14 protein-coding genes are annotated in these 16,882 nt (G+C 72.9%); 5 read left to right on the top strand and 9 right to left on the bottom strand.

Annotation, left to right across the window (positions count from 1 at the left end; translation table 11 throughout):
* Positions 1–21: 21 nt before the first annotated feature.
* Both J4557_RS15235 and J4557_RS15230 read right to left on the bottom strand, forming a co-directional pair.
* A complete protein-coding gene (locus J4557_RS15235) occupies positions 22–489 on the bottom strand; it encodes a DUF8820 family protein (RefSeq protein ID WP_208267184.1) in 468 nt (155 codons plus the stop codon).
* Positions 490–500: 11 nt separating this feature from the next.
* Positions 501–1,562 carry a DUF6745 domain-containing protein gene (locus J4557_RS15230; protein WP_208267183.1) on the bottom strand — a complete coding sequence of 354 codons (1,062 nt, stop codon included), beginning with the start codon at positions 1,560–1,562 and terminating at the stop codon, positions 501–503.
* 217 nt (positions 1,563–1,779) lie between these two features.
* On the opposite strand from J4557_RS15230, the gene J4557_RS15225 reads away from it, so the two are divergent.
* Complete coding sequence (locus tag J4557_RS15225) at positions 1,780–2,520, top strand: hypothetical protein (RefSeq protein ID WP_208267182.1); 741 nt, start codon at positions 1,780–1,782, stop codon at positions 2,518–2,520.
* A 78-nt stretch (positions 2,521–2,598) separates the two neighbouring features.
* Positions 2,599–4,071, top strand: a complete 1,473-nt coding sequence (locus tag J4557_RS15220; RefSeq protein ID WP_208267181.1) for an arylsulfotransferase family protein — start codon at positions 2,599–2,601, stop codon at positions 4,069–4,071.
* Between the two features lie 33 nt (positions 4,072–4,104).
* Here J4557_RS15220 and J4557_RS15215 read toward each other — a convergent pair whose 3' ends face one another.
* From J4557_RS15215 to J4557_RS15205, 3 genes are read right to left on the bottom strand one after another with little or no spacing between them, the layout of a single operon-like run.
* Positions 4,105–4,506: an RNA-binding S4 domain-containing protein gene (locus tag J4557_RS15215; protein WP_208267180.1), complete on the bottom strand. Its 402-nt coding sequence runs from the start codon at positions 4,504–4,506 to the stop codon at positions 4,105–4,107.
* A 40-nt stretch (positions 4,507–4,546) separates the two neighbouring features.
* The gene (locus J4557_RS15210) at positions 4,547–5,497 is read right to left on the bottom strand and encodes a 1-acyl-sn-glycerol-3-phosphate acyltransferase (RefSeq protein WP_208267179.1); all 951 of its coding nucleotides are present in this window, start codon (positions 5,495–5,497) and stop codon (positions 4,547–4,549) included.
* A gap of 1 nt (position 5,498) precedes the next feature.
* On the bottom strand, positions 5,499–6,335 hold the full coding sequence (locus tag J4557_RS15205; protein WP_307799822.1) for a patatin-like phospholipase family protein: 837 nt from the start codon (positions 6,333–6,335) through the stop codon (positions 5,499–5,501).
* A gap of 109 nt (positions 6,336–6,444) precedes the next feature.
* Here J4557_RS15205 and J4557_RS15200 point away from each other — a divergent pair, with 109 nt between their 5' ends.
* A complete protein-coding gene (locus tag J4557_RS15200) occupies positions 6,445–7,047 on the top strand; it encodes an RBBP9/YdeN family alpha/beta hydrolase (protein WP_208267178.1) in 603 nt (200 codons plus the stop codon).
* Positions 7,048–8,015: 968 nt separating this feature from the next.
* Here J4557_RS15200 and J4557_RS15195 read toward each other — a convergent pair.
* The gene (locus tag J4557_RS15195) at positions 8,016–9,293 is read right to left on the bottom strand and encodes an HNH endonuclease signature motif containing protein (protein ID WP_208267177.1); all 1,278 of its coding nucleotides are present in this window, start codon (positions 9,291–9,293) and stop codon (positions 8,016–8,018) included.
* 876 nt (positions 9,294–10,169) lie between these two features.
* On the opposite strand from J4557_RS15195, the gene J4557_RS15190 reads away from it, so the two are divergent.
* Complete coding sequence (locus tag J4557_RS15190) at positions 10,170–10,787, top strand: dihydrofolate reductase family protein (protein WP_208267176.1); 618 nt, start codon at positions 10,170–10,172, stop codon at positions 10,785–10,787.
* A gap of 186 nt (positions 10,788–10,973) precedes the next feature.
* On the opposite strand, the gene J4557_RS15185 is transcribed toward J4557_RS15190, so the two are convergent.
* Entirely contained in the window at positions 10,974–12,890 is a 1,917-nt protein-coding gene (locus tag J4557_RS15185) for a glycoside hydrolase family 3 protein (RefSeq protein ID WP_243775814.1), read from the bottom strand.
* A 495-nt stretch (positions 12,891–13,385) separates the two neighbouring features.
* Between J4557_RS15185 and J4557_RS15180 the strand changes: the two genes are divergently transcribed.
* Positions 13,386–14,645 (top strand): MFS transporter, encoded by a 1,260-nt coding sequence (locus J4557_RS15180; RefSeq protein ID WP_208267175.1) that lies wholly within the window; start codon positions 13,386–13,388, stop codon positions 14,643–14,645.
* On the opposite strand, the gene J4557_RS15175 is transcribed toward J4557_RS15180, so the two are convergent.
* Together J4557_RS15175 and J4557_RS15170 are read right to left on the bottom strand one after the other, a co-directional pair.
* A complete protein-coding gene (locus J4557_RS15175) occupies positions 14,646–15,596 on the bottom strand; it encodes a helix-turn-helix domain-containing protein (protein WP_208267174.1) in 951 nt (316 codons plus the stop codon).
* A gap of 178 nt (positions 15,597–15,774) precedes the next feature.
* Positions 15,775–16,827: a DUF2382 domain-containing protein gene (locus tag J4557_RS15170; protein ID WP_307799819.1), complete on the bottom strand. Its 1,053-nt coding sequence runs from the start codon at positions 16,825–16,827 to the stop codon at positions 15,775–15,777.
* Between the last annotated feature and the right edge of the window lie 55 nt (positions 16,828–16,882).

Genomic DNA, 16,882 nt, shown 5'->3' with positions numbered 1-16,882 from the left:
CACGCCGCGACCCGACGGGTCTCAGTCGGCGACGAAGCGCATCCCGCCGCGGCGGCGGTCGTGCTCGCGCTGCCGCCGGACGACGTACGTCCCCGGCGCGCAGCCCGACGCGCCGTGCTCGGGATGCAGCAGGTAGACGACCTCGGCGGCCACGAAGACACCGATCGCGAGGCGCGTGTCGTCGTCGACGTCCGCCGTCCAGCGGCAGGTGCCCGGCTCGGCGACGAGCGTGTGCGTGTTGCCGCCGGCCTCGGCGCGCAGCAGCTCGACGCCCTCCGGCGGGACGTCCCGCCACGGGCTGGGGCGGCCGAACCCCGGCGGCTCGTCGGGCGCGGGCCGCACCGCCCCCGCCACGACGTGCAGCGGGACCACGATCAGGTCGCCCTGGGCCTGGAGGCCGTCGACGACGGGGATGCGCATCGACCGCTCCAGATGGTCGAGCACGGTGACACCGGTCTGCAGGGAGAGGGACGCGAGGGTCTGTTCCATGGTCATCACCTTCAGGTTCGGCGGGCGAGGAGGGAGTACTGCTCGGTGGACAGCCCGTACGTCCAGGCCGCCGCGGCGACCGGGTCGGCGATCGCGCCCGGCACGGTCAGCCCGTACCGGCGGCGCCGCCCGTCGCGCTCGACCGACCCGTTGACGGCCAGCAGCACCCGGGTGTCCGGCCGCATGTCGTAGAGCCGCAGCTCGGAGCCGGGGTTCCCGGGGTCGGGCGCGGCGCCGACGAGCCGGAGGCCGGCGCCCTCGATGTAGGCGGGCCAGCCGATGCGCTCGATCGCGCACCGCCGGACCTCGACGTTCACCTCCCGGTCGATGCGCTCCGGCGTCGGGTCGGCGATCACCCAGGACGGCACCGGGGTGCCGTGCCAGACGTGCAGGTCCCAGCCGTCGGCGTACCGGATCGCCGGGCCGTCCGGGGCGTGCAGGCGCACCTCGCCGTCGTCCCCGGACGGCTCGGTGCGGACGGCGACGGGCCGCTCGGACATCACGCACACGTCCTCGTACGGCCACCACCAGCCGGCCGACGTCAGCGCGGCCCCCCACAGATCGAGGCCCCGGGCCTGCTCGGACGTGAACGGAACGCCCGCCGCCCGGCGCATGACGTCGTAGTAGGCGCACCAGGAGACGCACAGCCTGTCGTACCAGGTGGCCGCCGTGCGCTTCGGGTCGTGCGCCGCGCGCGCGGCCATCCCCAGCGTGTCCCGCACCGAGCCGGCCAGCGAGAACCGCACCTGCTGCCGGAACAGGCCGGCCAGGCCGGAGCTGTGCCTTCTGACCACCTCGTCGAGGTCGAGGCGCAGCTGGAGCGCGGACGCGGCGAGTGCGCGCGCGGCGGGCCCGTCGAAGACGTGCGGCCCGTCCGGGCGCAGGCGCATCCCGGGCGGGACGGTCTCGAAGGCCGCGAGCGGCGAGGGAACCCAGTGGAAACGGGGCGGATCGAGTCCGGCCAGGCGGTAGAGGCCGGAGACGGCCGCTTCGGCGGCCGGACGGTCGGCGGGCCGCGCGGGCAGCGCCCGGCCCAGCCATTCATCGCGGATGGCGGCAGCGTCCCGCTGCACGGCTCCGCTCATCGGATGCGGGCGGCGACGCCCCTTTCATCGATCATGCCCGCATGCTGGCAGACCGCGGCCCGCCCTGTCCACCGGCTTCCGGCGCCGTCGGCGGGCTTCCCGGCGCCGCCGGCGCGAAGCCGCTTGTCGATGCCAGCGAAGACCGGCATGATCGTTTCCCGCGGGCCACCGGCCCGTCCACCCCTCTCCCCCAGGAAGAACGCGCATGACGCTGCCCCGAAGGCTCGTGTCCGCCGCCGCCGCGCTGGGCGTCGCGACCGGCCTGCTCGCCGGGCCGGTCTCGGCCACCGCCGCCGACGCCGCCACGGTGACGTTCCGCATCCAGGTGCCCAAGCGCCTGACCGTCAAGAAGACCGACAAGTACGACAAGAACTGCTACATGGACGTGTGGGTGTGGGGCGCCGAGGGCCCCACGGTCGCCTACTCCAACGTGTACCTCGTCGAGCCGACCGGCCATATCGAGCCGGTCATCACCTACCGCAAGGTCCTGCCCGGCTACCAGGTCGGCTGGGGCGTCGGCTGCCCGCCGAAGCCGAGCGACACGGGCCGGTACACGGCCCGGGTGGTCGCCTACGACCGGTCCGGCAAGAAGCTCGCCACCCGCGAGGAGTCCTGGTACGAGAAGTTCGACACGGCCGTCGGGAGCTTCAACGCCGCCCCGGAGCCCGTCCGCAAGGGCGGGACGCTGACCGTGTCCGGGCGGCTCTACCGGCTGAACGACCGGGCCACCGGCTACACCTCGTACCCGGGCAAGACCATGCGGATCTACTTCCGCCCCAAGGGCGCCAAGACCTGGACGTACATGGGCTCCGCCAAGACCGCCGGGGACGGGCGCTTCCGCAAGGGCTTCAAGGCGAGCCGCGACGGGACGTGGCGCGCCTACTTCCCCGGCACGAGCCACTGCGACAAGCAGGCCTCGCGGGACGACTACGTCGACGTGAAGTAGGACGATCCGCGCAGACCACCAGGAACCTCTCAGGGTTCTTTCACCGGACTCTGAACCGGGGCACGTAGACCGTCCGTCATGGGTCTGACACGTCGCGGTTTCCTCGCGGGGACGGTGCTGGCCGGCGGTGCCGCGCTGGCCGGCGCCGCCGGCTCGCTCGACCGCACCGCCACCGGCTCCGCCTCCGCCGCCGGCACGAAGGCCGGGGCGGCGCCGGCCGGCTACCTCACGCTGCCCGGAGCGCAGCCGCCGAAGGTCACCGTGCGCCGCACCGGAGCCGTCGCCTCGGGGCTGCTGTTCGTCGCGCCGTTCCGCGGCACCGACCACGCCGACGCCCTCATCGTCGACGACGACGGCGAACCGGTGTGGTTCCGCGGCGCGAACGACCTCGTGACGGACCTGCGCGTACAGACCTACAAGGGCGACCCGGTGCTGACCTACTGGGAGGGCGCGCGGCTGACCGGAGGGCACGGCGCCGGCAAGGGGATCGTCCTCGACCGGAGCTACACCACGATCGCCGAGGTCCGCGCCGGGGACGGCATGGACGGCGACCTGCACGAGTTCCAGCTCACCGACCGCGGCACCGCGCTGCTCACCGCCTACCCCGAGGTCACCGCGGACCTACGGCCGATCGGCGGCCCCCGCGACGGGCACGTGTACGGCTGCCGCGTCCAGGAGGTCGACATCGCGACCGGGAAGGTGCTGCTCGACTGGAAGGCGCTCGACCACATCGCGATCTCCGAGACGAAGATGCCGATGACCAAGGACACCGACGGGACGAAGGGCAGGACGTTCGACCCGATCCACGTCAACTCGGTGCAGGCCCACGGCGACACGCTGCTGATCTCCGCGCGCGACACCTGCGCGCTGTACTCGATCGACCGGCGGACCGGCGCGGTGCGGTGGCGGCTCGGCGGCGCGCGCAGCGACTTCGCGCTCGGCCCCCGCGCCGCGTTCGCCTGGCAGCACGACGCCCGCCGCCTCGACGCCACCACGATCTCGGTCTTCGACAACCACATCACGAACGTCGGCGACGGCCCGTCGCGCGGGCTCGTCCTGACGATCGACGAGCGGGCCCGGAAGGCGACGCTGCTGCGGGAGTACACCGACGGCACGACCTACGGGCAGTACATGGGGAACGTGCAGATGCTGCCGGGCGGCAACGCGCTCGTCGGCTACGGCTCGACGGCCACCGTGATCGAGTACGGGCCGGACGGGACGCCGGTCATGCAGATGACCGGGGCCGGCTCCTACCGCGCCTACCGCTCGCCCTGGTCCGCGCGGCCCGCGGCGGCGCCGGCCGTCGCCGTCGCGGCGGTGTCCGGCGGCCGGATGCGGGTGCACGCCAGCTGGAACGGCGCCACCGGCGTCGCGGCCTGGCGGTTCCTCACCGACGCGGACGCCGCCCGCCTCACGGCCGCCGCGACGGTCCGGCGCACCGGATTCGAGACGGCCGCCACGATGCCGGTCGCGCCGCGGGTCGTCGCCGAGGCGCTCGCCGCGAACGGCCGCGTCATCGGCCGGTCCGCCGTCCAGGCCGTCAGTGTCTGAGCCCGCCCCGCCGGGAGGCCGCCGGCGGCTGGTTCAGTCCGCCGGGGGCCGGTTCAGGGTCGAGTTCAGCGCCCGCAGCCGGTCCAGCTCGCGGCGGTCCCGCTTGGTCGGGCGCCCCGCACCCCGGTCGCGGCGGCCGATCGGGACCAGCGCCTCGCGCGGCGGCGGGGGCGGGCTCTTGTCGATCAGGCACTCGGCCGCCGCCGGCGCCCCCACCCGCTTGCGGACGATCTTCTGCACGACCACGATCCGCTCCCGGCCGTCGTGCCGCAGCCGCACCTCGTCGCCGATCTTCACCGCGGTCGCCGGCTTCGCCCGCTCGTCGTTCACCCGCACGTGCCCCGCACGGCAGGCCGTCGTCGCCATCGACCGCGTCTTCAGCAGCCGGACGGACCAGATCCACAGATCGACCCGCACCGTCCCCTCGTCCGCCATGCCCCGGAGTCTATTGACCGCGTCAACGGCTTATCCCGGATCACCGGTGCGCCGTGATCCACGCGTCCGCGCGCTCCCACTGCGCGTACAGCCAGTTGATCCGGGCCTCCCGCCCCTCCGGGACGTCCTCGGCGGGGATCCGCCACCACCGCGCGCGGACCGGCTCCGTCAGCGGCACCCGCCGCCAGATGTCCCGGACCGAGGCCATCCGGTCGAGGCCCACGTGCGCGACGAACACCACGTCCGCGCCGGGCGCCGCGTCGATCGCCGCGAGGACGCCGCCGGGCCGCGGCGGCATCAGGTTCCGCAGCCGCGCCGCCCGCACCGCGTCGCGCCGCCGGTGGCGGCGCGCCAGCCGGCGGATCGCCCGGCGCCGCCGCTCCGGCGAGAAGTTCCCGCCCTCCGGGAAGATCAGCAGCGCGTCCCGCGGCCCGAGGCCCTCCGCCAGCCGCCCGATCCGCTCCGTCGCGCCGCCGCGCAGCACGAACACGTTCGGCATCCGGTTCGCGGCGATGTCGATGCACGGATCCAGCTGCAGCTCCCCCTTCATCACCACCCGCGGCCGCCGGTGGTATCCGGTGAGCAGGTGATGGACGAGGATCAGCGCGTCGCCCGGCCCCGCGTGCCGGCTGAGGACGATCAGCGGCCGGTCCCCGCCCGACCCGTCCCAGCTCCCCTCGTCCTCGACCCGCAGCCCGAGCCGCCGCCCCGCCACCGCGTACAGGGCCGCCACGTAACGGCGGATCACGTCGTAATGCCGCTCGTCATGCCCGCGCCCCGTGCACCACAGCCACGCGCACTCCAGCACCGCCGCGGACTCCCGCGTCCCCCACGCCAGCGCGAACCACAGGAACCGGACGACCCGCCTGCGCTTCCTCCCGAGCAGCGTCCCGAAGAACCACACGAACGGGAAGGCGACCACGACCAGCAAGGTCAGCAGGAACAGCACCGGCGTGCAGACCAACCGCCGGACGACGGGGGGCGGCACCATCTCATACCTGCTCTTCGAGATACCTCATCGACGCCGCGTAGGCACGCTCTATATGCCCCGCGATCCCCGACGCGTCCCGGTACCGCATCTGCGAATAGTCGACGCCCGCCTTCTGCCGCTTCCCGCCCGCCGGCAGGACGTGCACCTCCAGCCCGTCCGGCAGCGCCGCCATCTCCTCGAAGAACCGGTGCCGCCGCGCGATCTCGAACGCGACCATCCCCACCTCCCACGGCCACCTCGGCGGCACGAGCGCCCGCTCGACCCGCCCCACGTGCAGCACGTAGATCCTCGTGGCGCCCAGCGACACCGCCCGCCCCACCGGGATGCTGTGCACCAGCCCCCCGTCGAAGTAGTGCCGCCCGTCCACCTCGACCGGCGGCAGCAGCCCCGGCGCCGCGCACGACGCCAGCACCGCCGGGATCACCGGCCCCTGCGAGAACCAGTGCCCCATCGCCGTCTCGATCCCCGCCGCGACGCACTGGAACGGGACCGCCATCTGCTCGAACTCCCGCACCGGCAGCAGCCCTTCCAGCATCCGCCGCAGCGGCTCCGCCGAATGCAGATGCGTCCCCGACCGCGCCAGCGTCCACAACCGCTCCCACACCCGCGCCCCGAACACCTCCCGCGCCGCGTCGTGCGACCACACCCCGGTCAGCCGCCCCACCGCCGTCTCCGGGTCCGCCGCGACGAACGCCCCGTTCAGCGCCCCGATCGACGTCCCCACCACCAGGTCGGGCCGCACCCCGGCCTCCTCCAGCGCCCGCAGCATCCCCACTTCGTGCGCACCGAGCACGCCCCCGCCGCCCAGCACGAACGCCGTCCCGCCCGTCTCCGCCACCGTCCCTCCTTAGCCGCCCCCGTTCATCCCCGAAGAAGCCAACCCAAATCAGGCCCGCCCGCCACCGGCTTGACCCTCACACTGATGTGAGGCCCTACGGTCCCGTGGCATGACGACCCCGACATCCGGGCGGCGCGCGTCGATCGTCCACGGCTACGGCGCCACCCCCGCGGACCACTGGTTCGGCCGGCTCGCCGAGCGGCTCCGGCAGGCCGGCGTCCCCACCACGATCCCGGCCCTCCCGACCCCCGAGAGCCCCGACCCCGCCGAGTGGACGGACGCCGTCCGCGCCGACGTCGGCACCCCCGACGAGGGCTCGGTCATCGTCGCGCACAGCCTCGGCTGCCTCACCGTCCTCCGCCACCTGCGCTCGCTCCCGTCCCCCTGGCGTCTCGGCACCCTCGTGCTGGTAGCCGGTTTCGTCGACCCGCTGCCCGCCCTCCCGGAACTGGACGCCTACATCGCGGACGGCTGCGACGTCGAGGGCCTCGCCGCCCGCATCGACCGGCTCACGATCCTCCGCTCGGACGCGGACCCGTACGTCCCGACCGGCCACACCGACCGCCTCGCACAGCTGCTCGGGACGACCGCCGAGGCCGTCCCCGGCGCCGGCCACTTCCTGGCCTCCGACGGCATCACCGACCTGCCCCAGGCATTCGAAGCCATCACGACCGCGACGACGACCCCGACTGCCCCGACTGCCACGGCCTGAAATGATCGGGGCCGGAGGTCGTCTTTGTGCTCACGTAGCGACTCCGCCCCTGCCTTGCCTTGCCTTGCCCTGCCGTGTGTCGGCCCCCTCAGTCGGATCCACAGGCTGTGGATATAGATTGAGGACTTCCTGAGGGCGCCGGGCATCGAACATTCTTAATGTTCAAGCAGCACAAGGTACATTAGATAATAGCTATCTCATGGTTCGAACAATAGAGCGCGGAGGCTTTTGGGGCGTTCCTGCATCTGAGGATCGTATTGGCCTTGCCTGCCAGCAGATGGATCATGAACCATGGACCTTGTTACGGGTAGCACGACAATCGGCGAAAAGGGTGTTCGGGTGGTGGGGTGGCGCTGGCGTACGGGGCCGCCCCTCCAAAGTCAAGGGCGCCTTCGGCGTCGCTTCGCGATGGACTTCGTCCACCCTTGACTTTGGAGCCTCTGCGGCCCCTGAGGCAGCGTTAGGGGCAGGCTCCGCCTGCCCCGCCCCGGGTCGCGCCACCCCACCACCCCCTTCCGTAAGGAACCAAGTCCTTTTGGAAGGTGCGAAGAAGAGTACGGGAGCCGAAGGGCAAGCGCGCTGCGTTCGCCGGGGCGGTCTCGGCCATTGCAGCGGTATCGCGATCTCATGCGGGGAGGCCAACTCGCCCGTCATGCGGATAGGTGCGAATGGACCGGCGCCGGGCATGGGCGAGCATGGCCGGGTGCGGCGTTGCGCGGGGGCGGGGTGGTTATGCGGTCCCGGTCCAGGGTGGCGTGGGGCGATCGGTGCTGTTGGGCGGTGTAGTAGTGGCCGGGTTGGCTGGGGTGGTTTCGCTGCGGGCTGTCTGGTGGGGCATGCGCGGCCCGGTGTGAGGGGCCGCCCGTCGTCTGTGGTGTGGGCATGCCGGGGCCGCCCGTCACCGGGGTGGATGCGGGCGGTAGACCGGCGCAGGGCATGACCGGGTCCGGTGTGGCGGGGTGGTGCGGTTATGCGGCCCAGTCGAGCGCGGGGTTGTCGGGTGGGCCGATGCTTCCCGGTGGTCCGGCCTCGGTCGCGGGTCCTCTGGCGTCGGCTGGTGGGAGTAGCCGGTAGACGTACCGCCCGTCGTGATCCTTGGTGATCTGGATCTGGTCGGGGTTGGCGTGTTTGAACCGGTTGTGCCATCCGCAGGCGAGTGCGAGCTGATCGATGTCGGTCGGCGACCGCCCGAGTGCCCACCCGTGGACATGGTCGATCTCGCACAGTGTCCCGGGGACCTCGCAGCCTCGCACCGCACACGAGGAGTAGAGCGTCTCCAGCACCTGCCGCTGTGCTGCCGAAGCGAACCGCTCCCGATAGCCCAGGTACAGCGGGGTGTTTCCGCGCCCGAGGAGCAGGGGCGATACCCCGGCGGCCAGGGCGATGCGTCGCGCCTGGGCGGCGGGGATGGGGGTGCCGTCGGTGAGGCGGGCCGGGGCGTTGCCGCCGGTCAGGGTCTCCAGGTCGCAGATCACGGTGACCTTGGAGGCTTTGTGCCCGCCGGATAGGACGCTGGAGAGGGCGGCTGCGGTGCGTTCGGGGAGGTCGCGGTGGTCATCAGGCCCGGCCGGCTTGGCCAGCGGCGCCAGGGTGCCGTCCCAGATCGCGGCGTCCTCAGGGTTCAGCCACCCCTTCACATACCGGCCGCCGTCCAGTGAACGAGTGGTGGTGAGCCACGACTTGTCGTAGCCGCGCCGAGAATCCTCATCGGGGGCGTCTTCGGTGTTGTCGCGTTCGGCGATGAGGTCGCGGATGCGGCGGCCGAACGCGGCGACCTTCCCGGCGGAGAAGCCCTGGTCGACGAACCCGAGCAGGGTCGCCTCGGCCTCGGCGCAGTCGTGGTCGTCCAAACGTGAGACCGAGTCGGCGACGGTGACGGCGTAACCGTAGGACAGCTCCCCGGCTGCGAGCTGCTCAACCACCTGCGGGAGGCGACGCCGCTGCCGGGCAAGAATCAGGCGCTCCTTGGCGCGGTTGTCGCGCATGCCCAGCCGGGACCGCAGCCATGCTTGGGTGGAGGGATATCCCCACCGGGCCTGCTCTTTGGTGGCGTCGACTCGGCCGATGAATGCGGCGAGCGCACTTTCCTGCTTATCGGAGGCGGCCACGAGGGCTTCGGCAAGCTCCAGGCACGCGGCAGCTGATTCGGGGGCTTCTCGCGAGGCGAGTTCAGTGGCGATGGTTGAGAGCGCGTTCACCAGTTCCATGGTGGACGCGGCCTCAAGCTCGACCGTCACTGATTGCATACGTAAATAGTACCCTGTGTGACCGACATTCATGGCCGTTCACGGCACATTCCATCCGGTATTTTTCGGCGGGAAAGGCAGTGGGCCCTTCGGGACGTTTCCCAGGAGGGGGATTCGCATCTTACGGAAGGGGGTGGTGGGGTGGCGCGACCCGGGGCGGGGCAGGCGGAGCCTGCCCCTTAACGCTGCCTCAGGGGCCGCAGAGGCTCCAAAGTCAAGGGTGGACGAAGTCCATCGCGAAGCGACGCCGAAGGCGCCCTTGACTTTGGAGGGGCGGCCCCGTACGCCAGCGCCACCCCACCACCCGAACACCCCTCTTGCCAATCTCTCGAACATCCATATTGAAGACTTTCGAACCCGCACACCGATCTCCGACCTTGGCACCTCGGCACCTCGGCACCTCGCCGCCCCCACACCGCCGCCCCCCACGTCTTGGGCACCATCCCGCCCCGCACCGCCCCTGGCCTCACACCGCCCCTGGCCTCACGCCGCCCTTGGCCTCATACCGCCTATGGCACCGTCTCGCCCCGCCTGCGGCACCGTCTGGCCCCGCCTCGCCTATGGCCTCCCCTCAGGACGCCCCACAACCTCGCCCCCACTCCGCCCCCACGCCGCCTCCACCATCGAGCCCCACCAGCCCTGGCTCACACCGCACCTGGCCTCACACCGCGCTGCCTCGGGCAAGCTCGCCGGTTGCCGCTCCTTCACGCACCCGGCCCACCTCCTCTTGGCAGCCCCAGCAACGCCCCACGCCTCAACAGCGCTCCCCGGTCCGGAGGGCCTCTCCCCTTGCCGGCGACCGATGAGTTCCAGGGACGGCGCTGGTCGAACCCTGTGAGCACCGTGAAATATCGCGATCGTCCAAGGAGCACCAGGATGCGGAAGATCACCGCAGGGCTGTTCATCTCGCTCGACGGAGTCGTCGAGAACCCGCAGGACTGGCACTTCCCGTACTTCAACGAGCAGATGGGCGAGGCCGTCGACGCCCAGATGCGCTCGGCAGACACCCTGCTGCTCGGCCGCCGGACCTATGACAGTTTCGCGGGTGCGTGGCCGGACCGGGAGAAGGCCGGTGCCGAGGACGCGGCCTTCGCCAAGAAGCTCGGTGACGCCCGCAAGATCGTGGTGTCCACGCGGGAGCTCGAATTCGCCTGGCGCAACTCCGAGCAGCTCAAGGGCGACCTCATCGAGGCCGTGACGGCGTTGAAGGACGAACCGTCGACGTCGGGCATCGCGATCAGCGGGTCGGTGTCGCTCGTCCGCCGGCTGCTGGCGGCAGGGCTCCTCGACGAGCTGCACCTGCTCGTCCATCCGATCGCCGTGGGCACGGGGATGCGGCTGTTCGAGGACATGGACGCGCCGCTGCCGCTGACGCTCATCTCGTCGGAGACCTTCACGACCGGCGTCGTGCACCTGGTCTACCGCCGCGACGAGGGCGCTCCGACGGGCGACTACGCGAAGGCCAGGGAGAGCCTTCCGCAGTCCGCCGGCTAGGAGCTGTTCCTCGGGCGAGTCGGTCACGGGGCGCTCAGCACCTCACGCGGGCCGGAGCGACGGGCGATCGCGCCGATGGGCGGCCACCGGTCGTTGCGGGCAGTGCTCGTGCGGGCGATGGCGCGGGGACGCCGGGGCCTTCCGGCGCCGGGGCGGGAAGCCCGCGGCGCCGGAAGGGCGGGCGGCTCAGCGGTGGGTGCGGAGCCCGTAGCCGTAGGGGAACAGCGGGTCGTAGTTCTTGTCGCCGACGTTGATCGGCTCCTGGGACTCGCTGCGCGGCCACGTGTAGGACAGGCGGCCGGTGAACGGGCGGTTCCCGAAGAGCGTGTCGGAGACGCCGGCGCCCTCGCTGCCGGGCAGCCACGACATCACGAACGCGTCCATCTTCGGCAGTTCGCCGGTGACGATCTGCGGCCGCCCGGCGACGTCCAGGACGACGCACTTCTTGATGGCGGAGCAGACCTTGTCGATGTTGGCCTTGTCGGCGTCGGACAGGTTGAGGGTGTGGCCGTTGCCGACGTCGCCGACGCCTTCGGCGTAGGGCGTCTCGCCCACGACGACGACTCCGACGTCGCTTCCGGCCGTGGGCGCGGAGGCGTCGGCGCTGTAGGTGACGTTCTTGGCGTTCTGCTGGATGCCCTGCAGGATCGTGGTCCCGGGAATGGTGTTGCCGGAGGCTCCCTGCCAGGTGACGGTCCAGCCGCCGGCCTGGTTGCCCATGTCGTTGGCGTTGACGCCGGCGACGTAGATGCGCTGCGACTTCTTCAGCGGCAGGACGCCGCCGGAGTTCTTCAGCAGCACCTGCGACTCGGCGACGGCGCGGCGGGCGACGGCGCGGTGCGCGGGCGATCCGACGGACTTGATGTTGGTGCGGTCCGTGTAGGGGTGCTCGAAGAGCCCGAGTTCGAACTTGGCCTTGAGGATGCGGGCGACGGCGTCGTCGATGCGGGACGTCGCGACGCGTCCGGCCTTCACCTCGGCGAGGAGGGTCTGCTCGAACTGGGGCGCGCTGTAGGGCTCCATGAACATGTCCATGCCGGCGTTGACGGCCGTGCGGACCTGGGCGGCGTAGTCACCGGGGAGCTGGTGGATGGCCTCCCAGTCGCTGATCAGGAACCCGTCGAACCCGATCTTCTTCTTGAGGACGTCGGTGAGCAGCTCCTTGCTGGCGCTCATCTTGACGGGGTTGCCGACGCCGTCCTCGGTCCAGTCGACGCTGGAGAACGACGGCATGATGCTGCCGACGTGGTACTTGCGCACGGCCGGCACGTACGGTGCCAGGTCGATCTTGTTGAAGTGGGCGCGGTCGGTGATGGTGACGCCCTGGTCGATCGTGTAGGTGCCGCTGGTGGACGACCCGTACTTGGTGTCGCCGTCGCCCGCGTAGTGCTTGGCGGTGGCGAGGACGTGCGTGGGGTCGGCGAGGTCCTTGGTGGTGCGCCCCTGGAAGCCTTCGAGGGCGGTCTCCATCTGCATGACGAGCGCGGGGTCCTCGCTGAAGGACTCGTACGTCCGTCCCCAGCGGAGGTCGCGGGAGACGCAGATGCAGGGGGCGAACACCCACTGCGGGCCGGTCGCGCGCGTCTCGGTGGCGGTGATCCGCTCTTCCTCGCGGACGAGTGCGGGGTCGCGGGTGGCGCCCATCGCGTTGTTGTGCGGGAAGACCGTGGCGCCGACGAGGTTGTTGTCGCCGTGCACCGAGTCGATCCCGTACAGCAGCGGGATCTTCAGCCGGGTCTTGAGCGCGGCGGCCTGGTACCGGTCGACCATGTCGGCCCAGCCGGACGGGGTGTTGTCGGCCGGCACGGACCCGCCGCCGGACAGCACCGAGCCGAGCGCGAGCCCGGTGATCTGGCTCGGGTCGGAGTCGATGGCGCCGCGTTCGGCCTGCGTCATCTGGCCGATCTTCTCTTCGAGCGTCATCCGGCCGAGCAGGTCGGAGACGCGCTGGGCGACGGGGAGCCGCGGGTTGAGGTAGGGCGCGGAGGCGGGTGCGTCCGCGAGGGCCGGGCCGGACGCCGCGGGTACGGCGGAGGCGGCGACCGCGAGCGCGATCAGCGAACGCCTGATCCGGGTGGCCGTTCGGGTGTGGGGGTGTCGCAAGGTCCCTCCTGGGTCGTGACGGCGACGACGGCGCGCGCGGCCCGGTGGACCGCGCGCCCGCCCGTGTCCGCGGGTGGGCGGACGGGGTCACGGCGCGCCCGGACGGCCATGACCCCTGCGGCGGGCTTCAGCGTCAGAAGGAACCTCTCCCGGCCTTGATCACCTGTCAAGGAGCCCCCGCCGGGTCCCGATGATCTTGATCGAAGCATGGGGCGGACGGCTTGACGACGACTAAATTCACTATTTAAATCATTGGCCGAAATAAGCCGGTCGGGCGGGGTCGGGCGCCGGTCGCCCCGCTCGCCTTCGCGCTGCCCGGCCGCGCGCCGCCCCGGCCGCCCGTCCCGGCGCAGTGGCCACACCCGGCCGCGCGCCCCCTCCGGCGCCGCGACCGCGACCGCCCCGCGGCGTCCGGAACCGCGGTGTCCGAAACTGCGCGGAGGTCGTCGTTCCAGCCGCTCGTGCGGCGCCCGTCCCGCCGCGGAGCATGGCGCCATGAACGACTTCGGCATCGGCGGGCGGTCCTGGTGGAGGGCCGGGCTCGCCGTCGCGACGGTGGGGTGGGGAGCGCAGCAGTTCGCGCCGCTCCTGCCGCTGTACCGGGCCAGGCTCGGCCTCTCCGCGACGACCGTGCAGGCCACGTTCGGCATGTACGTGCTCGGGCTCGTCCCCGGGCTGCTGCTCGGCGGTCCGGTCTCCGACCGCCTCGGCCGCCGCCGCGTGCTCGTCCCGGCGCTCGCCGCGTCCGCCGCCGGGACGGTCCTGCTGGTCCTCGGCGGGACGGGCGCCGGCTGGCTGTTCGCGGGGCGGCTCGTCGCGGGCGCCGCGAGCGGCGCCGCGTTCAGCGCCGGCGCGGCCTGGATCAAGGAGCTGCCGGCGACGGCGGCGGGCGCGGCGCCCCGCCGCCTGACGGTCGCGATGAGCACCGGGTTCGGGCTCGGGCCGCTGGTCGCCGGGCTGCTCGCGCAGTGGGCGCCCGCCCCGACCGTCGCGCCGTACGTCCCGCACCTGCTCCTCGCCTGCCTCGCGCTGCCGCTCGCGGCCCGCGCCCCGGAGACCGGCCGCCGGACGGACGCGCCGGACCGCCTCCGGGACGCGCTGCGCGTCCCCGAGGCGCTCGGGCACCGGTTCCTGACGGTCGTGGTGCCGCTGGCGCCCTGGGTGTTCGGGTCCGCGTCGGTCGCGCTCGCGTACCTTCCGGGGCTGGTCGGCGACCGTCTCGGCGGGCACGCCCTCGTGTTCGGCGCGGCCGTCACGACGCTGACGGCGGCGGCGGGGATCGCCGTCCAGCCGCTCGCCCGCCGGGTCCACGCGCCGCGGCGGCTGCTCATGACCGCGCTGGGCCTCGTCACCGCCGGGATGCTCGTGGCGACGTGCGCGGCCGCCGCGTCCGGCCCGGTCCTGGTGGTCGCGGCGGCGCTGGTGCTCGGCGCGGCGTACGGGTGCTGCCAGGTCTGCGGGCTGCAGGAGGTGCAGCGGCTCGCCCGCCCCGGGCGTCTCGCCGCGCTGACGTCGGTCTACCAGGCCGTCTCCTACGTCGGCTTCGCGGTGCCGTTCCCGCTGGCCGCCGCCGGACGGCTCGCCTCGCCGCCCGTCCTCCTGCTCGCCATGACGGGCCTCGCCGCGCTGACCCTCGCCACACTGGCCCGCACCGGACGGTCCCGCGCCGAAGCCCCTCGCACCGAAGCCCTTCGCACCGGAGATTCCCACACCGGAGACCCCCGCACCGGCGCCGCCCCGGAACGGACCGGGTGATCAGCTGGGAAGGGCCGAAGCGCGGAACGTGCGCCGGTAGGCGTCCGGCGAGACGCCGAGGGCGCGGTGGAAGTGCCGGCGGAGCGTGGCCGCGGTGCCCATTCCGGTCCGGTCGGCGATCAGGTCGACGCCGTCGTCGGTCGTCTCCAGCAGCTCCTGCGCGCGGCGGACGCGCTGGGCGTGCAGCCACCGCAGCGGCGTGGTCCCGGCGACGGCGTGGAAGTGCCGCGCCAGGTTGCGGGAGCTCATCCCGGCGCGGCGGGCAAGGTCCTCGACGGTCAGCGGCTCGTGCAGCCGGGCGAGCGCCCACGGGAGCAGGCCGGCGAGGGCGTGCTCGCGGCCGGGCCCGACGGGCGCGGGGATGTACTGGGCCTGCCCGCCGGGCCGGTGCGGCGGGACGACGAGCCGCCGCGCCAGGTCGTTCGCGACGGCGGCGCCGTGGTCGAGGCGGACGATGTGCAGGCACAGGTCCATGCCGGCGGCCTTGCCCGCCGACGTCATCACGGTCCCGTCGTCGATGTAGAGCACGCCGGGGTCGACCTCGACGCGCGGGTACAGCTCGGCGAGGCGCGCCGCGTGCATCCAGTGGGTGGTGGCGCGGCGCCCGTCCAGCAGCCCGGCGGCCGCCAGGACGAACGCGCCGGTGCAGATCGACACCACCCGGGCGCCCGCGTCGTGCGCGTCGCGGACCGCGGCGACGAGGTCCGCGGGCGGCTCCTCCAGGACGTTCCGGCAGGCCGGGACGATCACGGTGCCGGCGGCGGCGAGGCCGTCGAGCCCGCGCGGGGCGTCCACCTGGAACCAGCCGCCGAGCCGGACGGACGCGGGGGCGCAGACGGTGAAGTCGTACCAGGGGTCGGCGAGGCCGCGGTCGACGCCGAACACCTCGCAGGGCGCGGCGACCTCGAACAGGGTGATGCCTTCGCTGACGGCGAGCGCGACGGTCGGCATGTCCGGAATCGTACGCTCATTACCGTTCCGGACGGAGGCGAGCACGCCGGGGCGCCCGGCCGGCCTGCGGGTGGATGGCCGACCGGGCGCGTCCGGTCCGGGGACTCGGAGGTGCCGGGCGATACCGGGCGTGTCGGGCTACGTGTCGGGCGGTGCGATGCGGGACCGGGACCGGGACTCAGCCCTGGTGGCGCCCGCCGCCCTCGCCGTGCTCGGCGTGCGTGCCGTCGTCGCGCGTGACCTCGACGCGCTCCTTGCGCAGCTCACCGCGGACGGTCTGCTCGTCCTGCACCTGCTCGGTGCGGATCCGGAGGCGCTCCACCGGAACGGTCTCCTTGGCGACGACCGGGCGCTCCTCGTAGAGGATGATCTCCTGGTCGTCCTCGGTGATGGTGACCTGCACGCCGGGCCGCCCGTCCGTGATCGGCTCCCGGTCGATCTTGATCTCCTCGTGGCTGACCGGGACGGTCCGCTCGACCATCTCGGTCTCCACCCACTTGCGCACGTGCACGCGGCCGGACTCGTGGCGCTCGGTGTCGATGCGCAGCCGCTCCTCGGACCGCGTGATCTCGGTCATCGGGGCGCCGGGCTGGGCGGGCAGCGGCTCGCCGCGCTTGTCCCGCTCGGGGTGGACGGCCATCCCGGCGGCGCCGGCGGTGCCCGCGGTCCCGGTGCCGCCGGCGGAGGTGCCGGACGTGCCCGAGGTGCCCGCGGTTCCGGCGGTGTCGGCCATGCCGGACGGCGCCCTGCCCTGCTCGCCGGTCGTGCCCTGGCCGGACGCGGCCCGCTCGCCGGCCGTGCCCTGTTCGCCGGCCACGCCCCGGTCGCCGGCCGTCCCCATGTCCGCGCCGCGGCCCGTGCCGCCCTCGGCGCGTCCCTCGGCCGTGCCCTCGCCGCCCTCCGTGCGGCGGCCGCTCGGCGGGCGCACGCCGTAGTGCCGGTACAGGTCGACGATCTGGGCGTGCGAGAGGTGCTCGTCGGCGTCCACGTTGGGCGCGCCCTTGATCGTCTCCTTGTCGTAGGGGACCTGCAGCATGTCCTGGGCCTTGCGGGCGCCGGACAGCGGGACGAAGCTCTCCCGCATCCCGAACCATCCGGTGTGCACCGTCACCCACTCCGGCGCGCCGGAGTCGTCGTTGAGGTAGACCTGCTTGACCGTGCCGACCTTGGCGCCGTGGGTGTCGGTCACGCTCATGCCCATGAGTTCCCGCACCTGTGTCTGCGTCTGCACGTTGAACACCCCCGAGTTGCCTGATTACCTCCTGATTTTTCCGTACTGCGCACCG

The sequence above is a fragment of the Actinomadura nitritigenes genome (assembly GCF_017573545.1).
GTDB lineage: Bacteria > Actinomycetota > Actinomycetes > Streptosporangiales > Streptosporangiaceae > Spirillospora > Spirillospora nitritigenes.
The sequence above is the reverse complement of the archived record's forward strand: the minus strand, read 5'-3'. Positions and strand labels throughout refer to the sequence as shown.